The 17,695-nt window shown below is 35.5% G+C and carries 18 protein-coding genes; 12 read left to right on the top strand and 6 right to left on the bottom strand.

What is annotated here, in order from left to right; translation table 11 throughout:
- The first annotated feature begins 271 nt into the window (after positions 1-271).
- The 5 genes from MHH42_RS25590 (at position 272) to MHH42_RS25570 (ending at position 8,294) form a co-directional block, all read left to right on the top strand.
- Complete coding sequence (locus tag MHH42_RS25590; RefSeq protein ID WP_001022883.1) at positions 272-1,702, top strand: alanine/glycine:cation symporter family protein; 1,431 nt, start codon at positions 272-274, stop codon at positions 1,700-1,702.
- A 333-nt stretch (positions 1,703-2,035) separates the two neighbouring features.
- Complete coding sequence (locus tag MHH42_RS25585; protein ID WP_000346395.1) at positions 2,036-3,478, top strand: alanine/glycine:cation symporter family protein; 1,443 nt, start codon at positions 2,036-2,038, stop codon at positions 3,476-3,478.
- Positions 3,479-3,831: 353 nt separating this feature from the next.
- Positions 3,832-5,013 (top strand): NupC/NupG family nucleoside CNT transporter, encoded by a 1,182-nt coding sequence (locus MHH42_RS25580; RefSeq protein WP_000673857.1) that lies wholly within the window; start codon positions 3,832-3,834, stop codon positions 5,011-5,013.
- A gap of 498 nt (positions 5,014-5,511) precedes the next feature.
- Positions 5,512-6,693, top strand: a complete 1,182-nt coding sequence (locus MHH42_RS25575; RefSeq protein WP_000706852.1) for a NupC/NupG family nucleoside CNT transporter — start codon at positions 5,512-5,514, stop codon at positions 6,691-6,693.
- A 138-nt stretch (positions 6,694-6,831) separates the two neighbouring features.
- Positions 6,832-8,294, top strand: a protein-coding gene (locus tag MHH42_RS25570) for an IS1182 family transposase (RefSeq protein WP_445286052.1) whose coding sequence is annotated in 2 segments (ribosomal slippage) — positions 6,832-7,393 and positions 7,393-8,294 — 1,464 coding nt in all. Because the reading frame shifts where the segments join, the coding sequence is not laid out codon by codon here.
- 36 nt (positions 8,295-8,330) lie between these two features.
- On the opposite strand, the gene MHH42_RS25565 is transcribed toward MHH42_RS25570, so the two are convergent.
- From MHH42_RS25565 to MHH42_RS25555, 3 genes are all read right to left on the bottom strand, one after another.
- Positions 8,331-9,500: a DUF418 domain-containing protein gene (locus MHH42_RS25565; RefSeq protein ID WP_340894497.1), complete on the bottom strand. Its 1,170-nt coding sequence runs from the start codon at positions 9,498-9,500 to the stop codon at positions 8,331-8,333.
- 299 nt (positions 9,501-9,799) lie between these two features.
- Positions 9,800-10,306 (bottom strand): ferritin, encoded by a 507-nt coding sequence (locus MHH42_RS25560; protein ID WP_000949400.1) that lies wholly within the window; start codon positions 10,304-10,306, stop codon positions 9,800-9,802.
- 53 nt (positions 10,307-10,359) lie between these two features.
- Positions 10,360-10,683 (bottom strand): MazG-like family protein, encoded by a 324-nt coding sequence (locus MHH42_RS25555; RefSeq protein ID WP_340894496.1) that lies wholly within the window; start codon positions 10,681-10,683, stop codon positions 10,360-10,362.
- Between the two features lie 73 nt (positions 10,684-10,756).
- On the opposite strand from MHH42_RS25555, the gene MHH42_RS25550 reads away from it, so the two are divergent.
- Together MHH42_RS25550 and MHH42_RS25545 are read left to right on the top strand one after the other, a co-directional pair.
- Positions 10,757-11,335 (top strand): LOG family protein, encoded by a 579-nt coding sequence (locus MHH42_RS25550; protein WP_001225748.1) that lies wholly within the window; start codon positions 10,757-10,759, stop codon positions 11,333-11,335.
- Between the two features lie 119 nt (positions 11,336-11,454).
- Positions 11,455-11,736 carry a hypothetical protein gene (locus MHH42_RS25545; RefSeq protein ID WP_000390906.1) on the top strand — a complete coding sequence of 94 codons (282 nt, stop codon included), beginning with the start codon at positions 11,455-11,457 and terminating at the stop codon, positions 11,734-11,736.
- Between the two features lie 16 nt (positions 11,737-11,752).
- On the opposite strand, the gene MHH42_RS25540 is transcribed toward MHH42_RS25545, so the two are convergent.
- The 3 genes from MHH42_RS25540 to MHH42_RS25530 all read right to left on the bottom strand — a co-directional run bounded on the left by MHH42_RS25540 (position 11,753) and on the right by MHH42_RS25530 (position 14,343).
- Positions 11,753-11,950 (bottom strand): hypothetical protein, encoded by a 198-nt coding sequence (locus tag MHH42_RS25540; RefSeq protein WP_000656329.1) that lies wholly within the window; start codon positions 11,948-11,950, stop codon positions 11,753-11,755.
- Positions 11,951-12,299: 349 nt separating this feature from the next.
- Positions 12,300-12,740, bottom strand: coding sequence for a Dps family protein (locus MHH42_RS25535; protein ID WP_001041895.1), 441 nt, complete (start codon positions 12,738-12,740; stop codon positions 12,300-12,302).
- A 169-nt stretch (positions 12,741-12,909) separates the two neighbouring features.
- Positions 12,910-14,343: an alanine/glycine:cation symporter family protein gene (locus tag MHH42_RS25530; RefSeq protein WP_000227600.1), complete on the bottom strand. Its 1,434-nt coding sequence runs from the start codon at positions 14,341-14,343 to the stop codon at positions 12,910-12,912.
- Positions 14,344-14,524: 181 nt separating this feature from the next.
- On the opposite strand from MHH42_RS25530, the gene MHH42_RS25525 reads away from it, so the two are divergent.
- The 5 genes from MHH42_RS25525 (at position 14,525) to MHH42_RS25505 (ending at position 17,693) form a co-directional block, all read left to right on the top strand.
- Positions 14,525-14,698: a hypothetical protein gene (locus MHH42_RS25525; protein ID WP_097980014.1), complete on the top strand. Its 174-nt coding sequence runs from the start codon at positions 14,525-14,527 to the stop codon at positions 14,696-14,698.
- Between the two features lie 54 nt (positions 14,699-14,752).
- Positions 14,753-15,250, top strand: a complete 498-nt coding sequence (locus MHH42_RS25520) for a cation:proton antiporter regulatory subunit (RefSeq protein WP_001026079.1) — start codon at positions 14,753-14,755, stop codon at positions 15,248-15,250.
- Positions 15,251-16,450 (top strand): cation:proton antiporter, encoded by a 1,200-nt coding sequence (locus tag MHH42_RS25515; protein ID WP_000380223.1) that lies wholly within the window; start codon positions 15,251-15,253, stop codon positions 16,448-16,450.
- A gap of 80 nt (positions 16,451-16,530) precedes the next feature.
- Positions 16,531-17,124, top strand: coding sequence for a DedA family protein (locus MHH42_RS25510; RefSeq protein WP_000900210.1), 594 nt, complete (start codon positions 16,531-16,533; stop codon positions 17,122-17,124).
- Positions 17,125-17,258: 134 nt separating this feature from the next.
- On the top strand, positions 17,259-17,693 hold the full coding sequence (locus tag MHH42_RS25505; RefSeq protein ID WP_000422813.1) for a DUF3920 family protein: 435 nt from the start codon (positions 17,259-17,261) through the stop codon (positions 17,691-17,693).
- Positions 17,694-17,695: the final 2 nt, after the last annotated feature.

The following is a 17,695-nucleotide window of genomic DNA, read 5'->3' as shown; positions in this document are numbered from 1 at the left end:
TATATCTGAAATGAATGAATGTAATGTAATTAGGTTAGTTACAACACGATGTAACCATTATAGTTACAGTTATATATTTTTGTCAATGGTGTTGTTTATGAAATTATTTTTTGTTTTAGTATGCACAGCTACTGAAAGTGGAGTCATAAAAGAACGATGTATTTATGTAGAGTAACCTAATATTTGGAAGTCGCAAGGTGTCGAAAAATGTTGATTTTTGAATATTTTTTGAATATAATTCGATTTATGGAGAAAAGGAGGGGTTAATTGTATGAATATTTTAGATCAATTCGTTTCATCAACGAATACGATTCTTTGGTCATATGTTCTTATTGCAATGCTAATTGGTTTAGGGCTTTATTTTTCTATTAAATTAAAATTCGTACAAATTACTCATTTAGGAGAAATGGTTCGATTAATGAGTGATGGACTAACTGGTAAGACACGTAAAAAGGGTAGCGTATCTTCTTTCCAAGCGTTCTGTATGAGTTCAGCAGCTCGTATCGGTATCGGAAACTTAGCTGGTGTAGCGCTAGCTATTTCTATGGGAGGACCAGGAGCTGTATTTTGGATGTGGGTTATTGCGATTATCGGGGCGTCTTCAAGTTTCGTGGAAAGTACGCTTGCGCAAATTTATAAAATAAAAGATGGCAGCGGCTTCCGTGGTGGTCCTGCTTATTATATGGAAAAAGGTTTAAATAAACGTTGGATGGGAATTTGGTTCTCTATTCTAATCACAATTAGTTACGGGTTAATTTTCAACTCAGTACAAGCAAATACAGTTACGTTAGCATTTGAAAATGCATTCGGTTTAGAGCGTTATGTTGTTGGGATTGTATTAGCGGTATTAGTTGCGGTTATTATTTTTGGCGGTGTGAAAAGTATTGCGCGTATGTCAGAAATGATTGTTCCTCCAATGGCACTTATTTATATTGCAGTAGCTATTTTCGTTGTTATTAAAAATTTCTATTTAATACCAGATGTATTTACAGAAATCTTTAAAGGTGCATTCGGTTTAGATTCAGCTGTAGGTGGCGGTATCGGTGCTGCAATGAAATTTGGTATTCAGCGCGGATTATTTGCGAACGAAGCAGGTATGGGTAGTGCGCCGAATGCGGCAGCAACAGCTGATGTAACGCATCCAGCGAAACAAGGTTTTATTCAAACAATCGGGGTTTTAGTAGATACATTTTTAGTATGTACATCAACAGCTTTTATCGTATTATGTTCTGGTGCATATAAAGCAACGAATTTAGAAGGTATTGAATTAACACAAAATGCATTAAGTTCACAAATCGGCCCGTGGGCAAGTAGCTTCTTAGCGATTATTATTTTCTTATTTGCATTTAGTTCACTTCTAGGAAACTACTATTATGGTGAAACGAATATTGAATTCATTAAACAAAGTAAAGCTTGGTTAACAATTTACCGTATTGCGGTAGTTGCAATGGTATTATTCGGTTCTGTTGCGACGCTTAAAGTCGTATGGAACATGGCAGATTTATTTATGGGTCTAATGGTAATTACAAACTTAATTGCGATTACACTTCTTGGGCGATTTGCGTATGCTGCGTTGGCAGACTATGTAAAGCAAAAGAAACAAGGGAAAGATCCAGTATTCAGTGCAGATTCTATTCCGGGTTTAACGAACACAGAGTGTTGGGATAAGCCAACGGTAACGGATAAAGAAAAAGCGGTATAAGAAAAGGCGAGCATCGAGAGGAATTCGATGCTCGCCTTTTTTGTTGCAGTAAATGATGAGAAGGGGGAAAGGTAATTATTAATATAATTTTTGTTTGTTCATTTCTCTCGTTATTTGTAGGTAACGTACTGTCTTAAAAGTATGATTGGTCGAATAGGATGAGTGATTGAGTAGTGGATAAATGCACGTATTGGCTATAGTTTTAAGTGAAAAACATATATATGTTAAGAAATATAATTTACCCATGTCATAAAACCTAACATAAAGTTCTTGATTACTAAAAGTTTTTAGAATATAATTTTCTTATTGTTAGGAAGAGGGGGCAATTCGATTATGGATTTTTTAGCTAAAGTAATTGGGGATGTAAATAATGTCCTTTGGTCATATATTATTATTGCGATGTTAATTGGATTAGGACTCTATTTTTCATTTCGTGTGAAATTCGTCCAAATTCGCTACTTCGGAGAAATGATTCGCCTACTTGGGGACGGGGCGAGTTCAAAGACAAGAAAAGCGCAAAAAGAAAAAAGCGGTGTATCATCATTCCAAGCATTTTGTATGAGTACAGCTTCTCGTGTAGGTACTGGTAACTTAGCTGGTGTAGCTATTGCGATCTCAGCAGGTGGTCCAGGTGCTGTATTTTGGATGTGGTTAATTGCGGTAATTGGGGGTGCTTCTGCGTTTGTAGAGAGCACATTAGCGCAAATTTATAAAGTAAAAGATGGGAACGCATTCCGTGGGGGCCCAGCGTATTATATGGAAAAGGGTTTAAAGAAACGCTGGTTAGGTGTTGTTTTCTCTGTTCTAATAACAGTGAGTTTCGGATTGATTTTTAATGCAGTGCAGTCAAACACAGTAGCGGCAGCTTTTGATGGCGCATTTAAAATGGATAGTAGACTTGTAGGTCTGTTTATGGCTGGTTTACTTGCAATTATTATTTTCGGTGGGGTTAAGCGAATTGCACGTGCAGTTGAAATGATTGTTCCGGTAATGGCAATTATATATGTAGCAGTTGCATTATTCGTTGTTGTAACAAACATTACGGCAATTCCGTATGTATTTAAAGAAATCTTCTTACATGCATTCGGAATTAAAGAAGTAGTTGGTGGGGGACTAGGAGCTGCGATTTTACTAGGAGTAAAACGTGGATTATTCTCAAATGAAGCTGGTATGGGTAGTGCACCGAACGCAGCAGCGACTGCGAACGTAACGCACCCAGTTAAACAAGGTTTCATTCAAACTTTAGGGGTATTTACAGATACATTATTAATTTGTAGTTGTACAGCGTTCATCATTTTATTATCTGATGTACCTGGTGCAGCTGATTTAAATGGAATTCAATTAACGCAACAAGCGTTAAGCCAACATATCGGACCGTGGGCATCTGTATTTGTAGCGGTTGCAATCTTCTTGTTTGCATTCAGCTCATTAGTAGGTAACTATTACTATGGTGAAACAAATATTGAGTTCTTAAATGGAAGTAAAGTGTTATTAACGGCATACCGCATTGCTGTACTTGGTATGGTTATGTTAGGGTCTGTAGCAACAATTCAAATCGTTTGGGACTTAGCAGATTTATTTATGGGGATTATGGCTGTTATTAACTTAGTGGCAATTGTATTCCTTTCAAAGTACGCTTTCGCAGCGTTATCAGATTACGTAAAGCAAAAGAAACAAGGAAAAGATCCAGTCTTTTATGCGGAGTCTATTCCAGGGTTGAACAATACAGAGTGTTGGGATAAGCCGGAAGTAGCAGAGAAAGAAAAAGCTGTATAATAAAGTGCAACTTTAATCAGTGGGAGTTTTACTGCCCGGCAAATAGCGGATAAAAGATGGAACGAGCATCAGTGAAATTTGATGCTCGTTTTTTGTGTAGCTATAAAATAGGAGGAAGGGGCAAAAGACGAACATTAATGAGGGTTTTATAATAAAATGTAATTTTTTTTAGAAAAGTGCGGATATGAGTTGGGATTTATGATAGAATGGAAAATGCCTTTGAGACAAGAGGTTTTATGATTTTTCATATCCAGTAAAGTGTTTTAGTGGAGAAATGGAAAGTTCGGATTATTTCTTGTTTTGAATGGTCAGACGTTCAACGTTAATGAAGAGTTAAATGGAGGATTTTATTAATGAAGTTTGTTATGTTTCTTGTAGGATTACTCGTTGTATTCGTACTCGGTTTTCTTATAAGTGCCGATCGAAAGAAGATTAAGTATAAACCAATCGCACTCATGCTTGTAATTCAGTTAGCGTTATCGTATTTCTTATTAAATACGCAAGTGGGTTATATTTTAGTAAAAGGAATTTCAGATGGATTTGGCGCACTTCTTGGGTATGCGGAAGCTGGAATCGTTTTCGTATTTGGTGGCCTTGTTAATAAAGGAGAAGTTTCATTCTTCTTAACTGCATTATTACCAATCGTATTCTTCGCAGTATTAATCGGAATTCTACAACACTTTAAGATTTTACCGATATTTATTCGTGCTATTGGTACTTTGTTAAGTAAAGTAAATGGTTTAGGGAAATTAGAATCATATAATGCAGTAGCAGCTGCAATTGTTGGACAAGCGGAAGTATTTATTACAGTAAAAGATCAATTAAGTAAAATCCCAAAACATCGTTTATATACATTATGTGCATCTTCAATGTCGACAGTATCGATGTCAATCGTTGGTTCTTATATGAAAATGATCGAGCCAAAATATGTAGTAACAGCACTTGTATTAAATTTATTTAGTGGTTTCATTATTATTCATATTATTAACCCGTACGATATTACGGAAGAAGAAGATACACTGAAGTTAGAAAATAAGAAAAAGCAATCATTCTTTGAAATGTTAAGCGAATATATTATGCTTGGTTTCACGATTGCAATTACGGTAGCAGCAATGTTACTTGGTTTCGTAGCATTAATTACAGCAATCAATAGCTTGTTTGATTCAGTGTTCGGTATTACATTCCAAGCTATTTTAGGATATATTTTCTCACCATTAGCATTCGTAATGGGTATCCCGCAAGCAGAGATGGTAACAGCGGGACAAATTATGGCAACAAAATTAGTATCAAACGAGTTTGTTGCGATGCTTGATCTTGGCAAAGTAGCTGGTGATTTATCAGCTCGTACAGTAGGTATTCTTTCTGTATTCCTTGTATCATTTGCGAACTTCTCATCAATTGGAATTATCGCAGGTGCAACGAAAGGTATCGATGAAAACCAATCAAATGTTGTATCATCATTCGGTTTACGTCTTGTGTATGGTGCGACATTAGTAAGTATATTATCAGCGATTATCGTTGGTGTTATGCTATAAAGTGAAACTTTAATCAGCGGGGGGCTTCATCCCCCAGTGATTATTAGTTGAACCAATCGGGCATTTACGGGCAGTTGATCCCTCACCTAACTTCTTTGCTTTCGCTGCATTTTGAGGTGGGATCTTACTGCCAGTTAATGCGGGATAAAAAAGAATGGTTCTAGCTCATAGCTAGGGCCGTTTTTTATGGTTAATTTACATAAAAAAACCAATTAATTAGGAATATATTAACATATAAAAATCTTTTAAAATTTATATTGCATTTCGTCTAGATAACGCTTACAATTTGATTTGTAGGTGGTATCAATTTCAGACTTTTAATACGGTAGGAGAGAAGAGGCTACCTTTTATAAATTGCAATTCATGTAAACGCTTACTGATTTTAGATAACAGTTGAATAGTATTTAGGGGTTTTAAATTTTTTAACATCAATGGTCAGACGTCATTCGTTATACGTTATACGACCAATAACTCGTGGAAGAAGTGGAGGATTCACATATGAAAATAGTAATGTTTCTAGTTGGTTTACTTGTAGTGTTTGTACTAGGTTTCCTTATAAGTTCAGATCGTAAGAAAATTAAATATAAGCCAATTGCACTTATGCTTGTCATTCAATTGGTACTTGCGTATTTCTTATTAAATACAAAGGTCGGATTTGTATTAGTAAAAGGGATTGCAGATGGATTTGGCGCTATTTTAAAATTTGCGGAAGCTGGGGTTAATTTCGTATTTGGTGGTTTAGCGAACGATGGACAAGCACCATTCTTCTTAACAGTATTATTACCGATCATTTTCTTAGCGGTATTAATCGGGATCTTGCAACATATTAAAGTTTTACCGATTATCATTCGTGCAGTCGGTTTCGTACTAAGTAAAATTAACGGTTTAGGAAAACTAGAATCATATAATGCGGTAGCAGCTGCAATTGTTGGTCAAGGTGAAGTGTTTATTACAGTAAAAGATCAATTAAGCAAATTACCGAAAAATCGTTTATACACACTTTGTGCATCTTCAATGTCAACAGTATCAATGTCAATCGTCGGTTCTTATATGAAAATGATTGATCCAAAATATGTAGTAACAGCACTTGTATTAAACTTATTTAGTGGATTCATTATCGTTCATATTATCAATCCATATGAAGTAAAAGAAGAAGACGATATTTTAGAATTACAAGAAGATAAGAAACAAACATTCTTTGAAATGTTAGGCGAATATATTATGCTTGGTTTCTCTATCGCTGTAACAGTAGCGGCGATGTTAATCGGTTTCGTAGCATTAATTACAGCAATTAACGGTGTATTCGATTCAATTTTCGGAATCACATTCCAAAGCATTTTAGGATATATCTTCTCACCATTAGCATTCGTAATGGGTATTCCAACATCAGAGATGCTAGCAGCGGGACAAATTATGGCAACAAAATTAGTAACGAACGAATTCGTTGCAATGCTTGACCTTGGAAAAGTAGCTGGTGATTTATCAACTCGTACAGTAGGTATTTTATCTATCTTCCTTGTATCATTTGCGAACTTCTCCTCTATCGGAATTATCGCAGGTGCAACAAAGAGTATCGATGGCAAACAAGCAAATGTTGTATCATCATTCGGACTAAAACTTGTATACGGTGCAACGTTAGTAAGTATATTATCAGCGATTATCGTTGGGGTTATGCTTTAATAAATTAAGAAAAGCAATGAGCGTAGGCTCATTGCTTTTTCAGGCTGTGGAGAAAGTCTTCTCCACAGCCTGTTTATGTGTCTGAACCTCTTTTTATGTGTCAACACTGATAAAAAAGAGGTAAAGGAGAGATTTTTTATGATGGGTGCTTTAAAAAATCATCGTGATGAGCGTGTATCCGTTTCTGTAGAAGAATTAGTTCCGCAAGACCATTTCCTTCGTGCGATTGAAGCGACAATCAGTTTTGATTTTATTGAGGAAAAGTTACGCCCTTATTACTGTGAAAACAATGGTCGTCCGTCAATTCACCCTATCGTTTTATTTAAGATGATGTTTATCGGATATTTTTATGGTATTCGTTCAGAGCGACAATTGGAAAAGGAGATCAAAACGAATATTGCCTACCGTTGGTTTCTAGGTTTTTCTCTATCAGATACAATTCCAGATCATTCTACAATCAGTTGGAATCGCCGTACTCGTTTCATTCATACAAATATTTTCGAAGAAATTTTTGATGAGATTGTGTGTCAAGCGACCGAGCACCGTATGGTGGGAGGACGTGCGTTGATGACAGATTCTACACACATTAAGGCGAATGCCAATAAAAATAAATTTGTACATAAATATAAAAAAGAAAAGGCAAAGTTCTATATAGATGAACTAGAAGCTGCGGTAATCGAAGATCGTGAGGTACATGGAAAAAAGAATTAAGACCTAGAAAGGAAAGTGATACCCCCACTAAAAAAACTCGTATCAGTACAACGGATCCAGATAGTGGATTTTTAATGAGGGATGGAAAACCGAACGGTTTTCATTTCTTAGATCATCGTACGACTGATGCGAAATATAATATTATTACAGATACCTATATAACGGCTGGAAATATGGCGGATTCCGAGCCGTATTTAGCACGTCTACAAGCTCAAACTAATAAATTCGGATTCAAAGTTGAAGCTGTAGCTCTTGATGCAGGCTATTTTACAGGTTATATCTGTAAGAAACTATCAGAACAGAATATATTTATGGTGATGGGGTATCGCCGATTTGGAAAGCGAAATAAAGACGTTCCGAAAAGCCAATTTAAATATGTAAAAGAAATGAATGTATTTGCTTGTCCGATGGGATGTATTTTAGAATATACGACAACGGATCGCGAAGGATATCGTCAATATAAATCAAATCCAGAAGACTGCGCTGTTTGTCCGCTACGTGAGGTATGCTTTTCAAAAAAACAAAAACAAAAAGTTATCACTCATCATATATGGGAAAAATATAAAGATATCGCTAGAAAAAACAAACTAACAGCTACAGGGAAAAGACTGTATAAAGTACGCTGTTCAACTATAGAGCGAAGCTTTGCGGATGCCAAAGAACTACATGGCTATCGATATGCTCGGTTTCGAGGGCTGAAGTCTGTCCAAATGCAAGCTTACCTCACCGCAGCTTGTCAAAACATGAAAAAAATAGCCCTTCACCTAACCAAAAAAGGTCTGGTGGAGGGCTGTTTTTCTAAAATTTATTATTTTATATTGTTTTCATTTACTAAAATTAAAAAGGATTGCAGAATGTTGGGAACCCTAAAGGGTTTCCCAACACTCTGAGAAAAGCAATGAGCGTAGGCTCATTGCTTTTTTTGTTTAACTTGCTTTATCCAAGTCTTTTTTAAATCGTGGTCTCTCTAAATAAGTTCCCATTCTCCACGCATATTCTATAGGGCCCATTCGGTATTTTTGTAGCCAATAGGTGCTAACGAATAATTGAATTGTATAAATTCCAATGGTCAAAAGAATACCGAAGAAATATCCGATTTTACCGAATAAGCCAAAGCCGTATGCGTAAAAAATTGTTGTTGTGATAATGGATTGAGCTAAGTAATTACTAACCGACATTTTCCCCATATTCGCCATATATGTTAGTAAGCGCGATGCTTTTTTGTAATGGAATAATAAAATAATGGTGCTTCCGTAAAAGAATGTCATGGTTACTGATGTAAGGCCATCTTGTAACATAATTAAAATTGGATGCTTTACGAACATGGCTAAGATTTTAATTGTAAAAGAGAAAATACCAGTGATAAGCCAAATCTTTTTGATAGAAGGCATGTGTTTATCAATCTCAAATAGCCAGCCCTTTTTTCCTACATACATTCCGAGTAAGAAAAGTGGGGACATAAAAATTATTGCGAAAATTGATATGAAAACTAGTCCGAAGAAACCGTTAATCCCAATATAATCGAAAGGACTTTCAGTTAACCTAAAGTTGACATGATCCATATAGCTTCCAGTTTCATGAACTTTATGCTCTTTTTCAATATAAGGAGCAAAATCATTAATATTTGTATTTGGATCAGTTTGATAAGACATAAGTGTAATGAGTGCGAGTAGAATAGTTGCCCAAATCAATAATGTTTTTGGTTGTCTATTTATAAACATCATTAAGAAAATCCCGATAAGCCCGTATGCAAATAAAATATCTCCGGACCAAATAAAGGTGCCGTGAATGAAACCTAGTAGTAAAAGAATGCTAATACGTCTTATATATGTGGGGAAAAACTTTTTTCCTTTTACGATAATACTTTTTTGTAACAAAATAATGCTAAGCCCAAATAAAAAAGAGAATAGGGAAATGAAATTTTGTGTGCCAAAAAATTGAATAAACCAATTAGCACCTTCATCGAGTTTTCCGAAAATATAAGTGGGTTTTTCATTAGCGAATAACCCGAATTGAATTAATGTTATATTAACAAGTAAAATACCAAATAAAGCGAAACCACGAATTGCATCAACAGCTTCTACACGTTGATTCATTTTTTCTCTCCTCACATATTGTTTTATCCAGCATTAACGAGCAGTAAGACTCCCACCTCAAAATTTGGCGGGGGCAAAGAGGTTAGGTGGGAGATCAACTGCCTGTAAAGACCCGATTAGTTCAACTAATAATCCGTGGTGGATGAACGCCCCCCCACGGACCAAAGTTTCACTTTATATTGAAAATAATACCATTTTTTAACTAGTTCTATGTCAAATGCTAGGAAATTTAAGGTGATTTTAAGATAGAAAGCAAATAAAAAAATCACCTTAATACACTCATTAAGGTGATTAAAATATTACTCAGCTGGAGGCGTAAATGTACGTTTCTCTAATTCAGCATCTAGCATAAATAGTGCGTTTGAATCGCTTGTAATACGTTTTAATTTTTGAATGATGCTATCGAATGAAGCTTCTTCTTCTACTTGCTCATCAACGAACCATTTTAAGAATGTAATTGTTGCATGCTCACGCTCATCCCAAGCAATATCAGATAAGTGATAAATACGTTTCGTTACTTCACGCTCGTGCTCAAGTGCGACTTCAAAAGCGTTCAATACAGATTCATATTCGTTATTTGGATTATCGAATCCAGTAATAATAGCGCGCTCACCGCGGTCGTTAATATAGTTGTAAAGCTTCATTGCGTGGAAACGCTCTTCTTCAGCTTGTACAAGGAAAAAGTTAGCGAATCCATCATAGCTCTCAGCTGTACAGTAAGCAGCCATTGCCATATAAGCGTGGGCAGAGTAAAATTCAAAGTTCATTTGTTCATTTAATGCGTCATGCAATTTTTTAGATAACATAAAATCCCCCTTAGTATTGTGACAAGAATATTATACCATAATTGATAATATTCTCATTTGAGTGCTTCGAACCTTTTCGAAAGCTTTGTGACGTGTGCGTCCATAATGTCTTGTAAATCCAAATCATATTTTTGCGAAAGAATAATAAGGTTAGATAGTACATCACCAAGTTCTTCTTTTAGTTCTTGTTTTAGCTCTTCTTCTGTTTTCGCATCTTCATCAGGACGATCGCGGCCGATTTCAATAGCGCGAACAACTCGTGAAACTTCTCCAACTTCTTCAGTTAAGAAATTTAAGCGAATAAAGGCATTATACTGTGACCAGCTTCGTTTTTCGTAAAATTCCTCAACCCATCTTTGAAATGCAAAGATATCCATTTCTTCCTCATCTCCTCAATATGTTGTACAATGTCAATTGTATCATAACAATATATAGTTTCGAGGTGTAGGAATGAGAAAGATTTGTGTGTTTGCAGGTTCCAATTTAGGGGAGAGACCAGAGTTTAAAGAGCAGGCAATCCAGTTAGGGAAAATGTTTGTTGAGAACGACTATGAGCTCGTATACGGTGGTTCATGCGTTGGATTAATGGGAGAAGTAGCAAACGAAGTTCTTCGTTTAGGCGGACGTGTAACAGGTGTTATGCCGCGTGGTCTATTTCGAGGAGAAATCGTACATACAGGATTAACAGAATTAATTGAGGTAGAAACGATGCATGAGCGCAAGGCGAAAATGGCAGAGCTTGCGGATGCTTTCATTGCATTACCAGGCGGATATGGAACGTTTGAAGAGCTCTTTGAAGTAGTATGTTGGTCACAAATTGGTATACATAATAAGCCGGTTGGTTTATTGAACATAAAAGACTTTTACGGACCAATTTTGCAAATGGTTGAACGGGCAGCAGAAGAAGGCTTTATGAATCCATCGAATAAAGAGTTAATTGTTTCCGCTGAGACGGCAGATAAACTAATTCATGAAATCCAAAATTACGAGCGTCCTGTCTTGGGGACGAAGTGGAAGCAATTATCATAGTACGTTTTTATAGCGATTTATAGAAACACATGTCTTTTTTATCGTAAAAAGACATGTGTTTTTAATTTAGTTAAATATGTTAATGTTAGAATGTAAGGTTTTTCGGAAAGGAGAAATAGATGGAGGAGTTTGTGTATTTACGTCCTGTTTTTAAAAGTATTTTAGCAGCGTCTATTCTTGTTATGCTAATTGTTTTAAGACAGAAGAAAGAGCTGATTAATGAGTTTTCGCTTTGGTTTATTTCGATATTGTGTGTTGGTGTTTCAGCGATAACATTGTTTATGTCTGGATTTATCGTTGATGAGTATAGTCTAGGTGGAGATGGACAGAGTTTTAGCATGTTTATTGCAATTGGCTGTATTAGTGGTCTGAATTTCATTATTTATTACAGAAGGCAATAAAAAGAGGCATTCCATATTACTTTGGAATGCCTTTATCATTTTGATTACTTTGTTTTTTATACAGGTACCAGCCACCCCAGCCGCCACCAATTGCTACAACAACGAGGAAAGCATAGTCTTTAACCTCGACACGTATATTGAAAATATTAGCTATAAGTAAGACGATTCCAACTGTTATTAACGCAAAAAATGCTCTAATTAAGTAGTCTTTCAACTGAACCACTCCCGCCATTTAAGTAGTAAATGATGAATTTGGAAAAGCTTTTTGGATCTATTTTACTAAAAGGTGTTTCCTATATTTTAACATAGATGAGATTGTAATATATTGATAAAAGTAGGGCGAGGGGTGTGTTAATATTGTCGTGATTTGTCGGTAAATTGATATCCTTTGTCGAATCGTTGATATATTGCTTGTAATGATCGATATAATGAAAAAATCGTTGATATATTGCGAGTTATGATCGATATATTTGAAAAATCGTTGATATAATTTCGTGTACCGTTAAATGCAACCATTACATAAAAAAAGCGACTCTGAACGAGTCGCTTCCGCTTTTAATCTATTATTGATTCAAGAACGCACGTAGCATCCAAGCGTGTTTTTCTAGTTCTGTGTAGATGCCTAGTAGTAGGTCAGATGTCATTTCATCGTCAGAGTCTTGAGCGATTTCCATGCCTTTTTTCAGTTCGACTAGCATCATTTCGTAGTCTTTCATGATTGCCTCGACCATCCCTTCTGCAGTTTCTCCGTAAGCTGCTTCTTGAATAGAAGATAGTTCTAAGTATTCTTTCATTGTTGCTACTGGTTTGCCGCCAATTGCTAAAATGCGTTCTGCAATTTCATCGATGTGAGTAGCTGATTCTGTGTAAAGTTCTTCGAATTTCTCGTGTAATGTGAAGAATTGAGGTCCTTTTACGTACCAATGGAAGTTGTGTAATTTTGTAAATAAAACGCTCCAGTCTGCTACTTGTTTGTTTAATACTTCGATTACTTGTTTGTTCATTATGATCAATCTCCCTTTGAGTTGTTATGTTATATCAATTACTAATTTATAATTATTATAATCTAGTAATTTGTATAAATCAACCCTTTTGCTGGAATTAATTTGAACAAATTATGAACTGTTGTAAATAAAAGGCCCTATTACGGTGAAGTAATAGGGCCTTTGTTTGTTAAACAGCCTTTTGTTTTTCTTCTACATCCTGCCCATCCCAACACTCTGTATTCTGTAAGCCAGGGATAGAACTTGCAAGGAAGACAGGATCTTTACCTTGTTTCTTTTGCTTAATGTAGTCTACTAATGCTGCATAGGCAAATTTGCTAAGGAATGAGATGGCAATTAAGTTTGTGAATACCATTAGTCCCATGAATAAATCAGCTAAACTCCACACAGTTTGAAGGGCAGCGATTGATCCGAAGAACACCATTCCGACAACTGCAACGCGATAAATCATTAACCATGTTTTGCTTTCTTTAATGAATGCGATGTTTGTTTCACCATAATAGTAGTTTCCTAGTAAAGAGCTGAAAGCGAATAGGAAAATAATAATCGCTAAGAAAGTGCTTGCCCACGGTCCAATTTGTGAACTTAATGCTTGCTGTGTTAATTCAATACCTTCTAAATTTGATCCTTTGTAAAGTCCAGAACATAATACGATAAACGCTGTTGATGTACATACTAAGAATGTATCTACGAAAACACCTAATGCTTGAACAAGTCCTTGTTTTACAGGATGAGATACATCAGATGTTGCTGCTGCATTAGGAGAGCTCCCCATACCTGCTTCTGTCGCGAATAAACCGCGTTGGATTCCGAACTTGATAGCTGCTCCAATACCACCAGCGATGGCTTGGTCTAAACCGAATGCACCGTTAAAGATTTCCATGAAAATGCTTGGTAACATATTGAAGTTGTTAATCACGACAAAAATAGCCACACCAATATAAACAATTGCCATTGGGGGAACAATCATTTCTGTAATGCGTGAAATGCTCTTAATACCGCCAAAAATAATAACTGCAACTAGTAAAGCTAGTAGAGCTCCTACGATCGTTCGCTCTAATCCGAAAGCATTTTCAAACGCTATTGTTACTGTATTTGCTTGTACTGAATTGAAAATTAATCCGTACGCAACTGTAATAAGAAGTGAAAACCAGACACCCATCCAGCGTTTGTTTAACCCTTTTTCCATGTAATATGCTGGGCCACCACGGAACCTGCGTCCATCTTTTACTTTATAAATTTGCGCGAGCGTACATTCTACAAAACTAGTAGCTGCTCCGAGAATCGCGATAAACCACATCCAAAATATTGCACCAGGTCCTCCCATTGAAATTGCTAATGCTACACCAGCTAAGTTCCCGATACCAATGCGAGCGGCTGCACTTAAGCAAAATGCTTGGAATGGAGAGATGCTATCTTTCTTTTTTTCTTTTCGATTAAATCCTTTACTAATTAAACTGACCATCTCACTGAAATGAGTAATTTGGACAAATTTTAATTTGAAAGAGAAATAAAGACCGAAGCCGATTAGCATTGCAATAAGAATATATGACCATAAAATATTATTCGTTACCTCAAGGAATCTGCTAAAGATATCAACCATATAATACACTTCCTTTTTTTTGTAATAAGAAAATTATATGCAAAAAATATACTAGAATCAATTTTTCTAAAAAATGATGTTACTTAAATGTGTTTTATGTTATGATTATGTTACATCAAGATGTTTTTAGAATTATTTACATTTTAAAAAACTAAATGTAAAGCGAGAAAGAGGGGATAATTTGAAAGAAGAAACTTTATTGAAAGTAAGCCTTGAGAGTTTAAAAATGAGAAGCAATGTATTTTTTATCATTACATCTTCAAGTATTTTTCTAGGGGCCACTTATTATTACAATAAAAGATTTCCAAATCATAAGTATCCTGAGTGGTTAGAATTTCTAAAATTGGTTGGATGAACAAAAGACTGAAAAACAGAAAATTCAAATAAAATTGTTGAGGAGGAGCTAAATATGAATATTAGAGAAAGTGAACTTCCGGGTATTGGGTATAAATTTCAAATCGTTACGAAAGGTAACGAAAAAATGGTGATTGTGATTCATGATGACGGACGTAGAGAAATGTATCATTTTGATTCAGATCATGAAGAAAGTATTTCTAGTATTTCATTACGTGACTCAGAAGCAAGACAAGTTGCAGCAATATTAGGTGGAATGGTATATAAGCCTAGGGCATTAGAAAATGTTGAGATGGTCTTTGAAGGTTTAGCGATTGAGTGGTTTAAAGTGGAGAATGCAGCTCCAGCAATCGGAAAAACAATTGGTGATCTTGAAATAAGAAAAACGTATAGCGTAACGATAATTGCAGTTATGAAAAAGAATATGAAAAAGCTATTTAATCCAGGACCAGAAACAGTAATTGAAGAAGGCGATATGCTAGTAGTTTCAGGTGAGAGAGAAGAAATTAAAAAAATTATTAATGAGTTACTTTCGAATAGGGGGACTGACTAGATGGATACTTTAATTTTTGAAGTTGGTACAGCTTTAGTTCTAGTGGCAATTGCAGCAGTAATCGCTGGAAAGTTTAAGTTCTCAGTAATTCCTTTTCTAATTGTTCTTGGCATGTTAGTAGGGCCGCACGCGCCGACAATAGGTGTAATCGATCTCAAATTTATTGAAAGTGCAAGTGTAATATCCTTCCTTGGAAGAATTGGCGTTCTGTTCCTTCTCTTCTATCTAGGGCTAGAATTTTCGATGAAGAAACTAATTAAATCCGGACGTTCTATTGCGATTGGTGGAACAATCTATATTCTAATTAACTTTTCACTTGGATTATTATACGGGTTTATCATGGGATTCCCATTACTAGAAATTTTAATTATTGCGGGTATTATTACGATTTCTTCTAGTGCCATCGTTGCGAAAGTATTAGTGGATTTAAGAAGAACTGGTAATAATGAAACCGAACTAATTTTAGGAATTATTATGTTTGAAGATATATTCCTTGCTGTATATTTATCAGTCGTTTCTGGTTTAGTACTTGGGGATCATGCTTCCTTCTTAGGTGCTCTTACTTCAATTGGAATTGCTTTAGGATATATGCTTCTATTCTTTATTGTGGCTAGAAAAGCAACGCCGTTATTAAATAAATTGCTCAATATTAGTTCAGATGAAATCTTTATTATTGTAGTATTTGCTTCGTTATTCTTCATCGCTGGTTTTTCAGAAACAATTCACGTTGCAGAAGCAATCGGAGCACTTCTTTTAGGATTAGTTTTCTCTGAGACAGAGCATAGTGATCGAATTGAACATCTTGTTGTTCCATTTAGAGACTTTTTCGGAGCAATTTTCTTCTTCAGCTTCGGGTTAAGTATCGATCCGTTCTCGTTAGGCGGAGCAATATGGTTAACGCTAGGTGCGGTACTTCTTACGATAATTGGTAACTTTGTAGCAGGGATGATTGCAGGAAGACAAGCTGGATTATCTCATAAAGCTTCTACAAATATTGGATTAACAATCGTTTCAAGGGGAGAATTCTCCATCATTATGGCTAATATCGGTATCGCTGGTGGTTTAATGTCAGTGTTAAAACCATTCTCAGCACTATACGTGCTTATACTATCCATCTTAGGTCCACTTCTGACAAAAGAGTCAAAGAATGTATATAAATTTTTAAATAAAATCTTTAAGTGGGATACGAAGACTAACTAAATTTTAAAAAGTAAAAGTACAAGATACTTACTGCTTGTACTTTTATTTTTGGTAACGAAAACAGTAAAGAGAGGTAAATGATGTTAGGAGAGTTGATTCATTCAGTTTTAGTTTTTCTAGAAGGACTTGGTTATTGGGGAATTATGCTTGGATTGATGTTAGAAGTTATTCCGAGTGAAATCGTATTGTCTTATGCAGGCTATTTAGTATCAACAGGAAGCATTACATTTTGGGGAGCTGTTGCGTTCGGGACAATTGGCGGTGTAATCGCACAACTATTTATTTATTGGATTGGTCGATACGGAGGAAGACCTGTTCTTGAGCGATATGGAAAATATATTTTAATTCAGAAAAAGCATATTGATTATGCAGAAGATTGGTTTAATCGTTACGGAACTGGCGTTATCTTTACGGCACGTTTTATTCCTGTTGTGCGTCATGCTATTTCCATACCAGCGGGTATTGCGAAAATGTCACATGCTAAGTTTATTACGCTAACTACATTAGCTGTTATTCCATGGTCAATTGTGTTTGTATATTTAGGATTTAAATTAGGTTCAGAGTGGGAAAGCATTAATAAAGTAGCTGGGCCATATGTGAAATATTTTGCACTTGCTGCTATTGTTTGCGCAATTGGTTATTTTGTACTAAAAAAAATTATGAAAAAAAAGTAATTATGGAAAAGAACCTATACTAATATAGGTTCTTTTTATTGTCATTTTTCAAAGGGGGAAAGAGTATGTTTAATATTTACCATATTGTGGCATACATATAGAAAAAGAGAGCTTGGAAAGGGGAATAAAAAGAAATGGAACTCCAGTTTCAAAATGTATATCAACAGGTGGAGAATTGGTATGTGTTGGATTCGGAGCTTCCTTGGGATGTCAAAAGGATTAGAGAGGATTTATTTTCTCTTATTGAAGTATGTAAAACGCCAGTTATTTTTTGTGATACGTGTGATGCAAATCATGTACTTCTATCATTAGGGGAAGAGGAAGAGGAGTTTTTATTCCCCGTAGGTGGTTTTTATCATAAAGAAAAACAATTAATTTTCGTTTGTATGTGGGATGAGTATGAGCAAGTGCTTAAAACACTACTGCATGAATTTCGCCATGCGATGCAGCATAAGAGAGAAGTATTGTATGTTGGAAGTAAATCGTATGAAGAGAGATGGATTGAGAAAGATGCGAAGAAGTTCGCGGAGAGGAAATTAGATGAATATAAAAATAGAAAATTGATGTAAGC

It is taken from the genome of Bacillus sp. FSL L8-0099, from assembly GCF_038006385.1.
GTDB lineage: Bacteria > Bacillota > Bacilli > Bacillales > Bacillaceae_G > Bacillus_A > Bacillus_A toyonensis.
The sequence above is the reverse complement of the archived record's forward strand: the minus strand, read 5'-3'. Positions and strand labels throughout refer to the sequence as shown.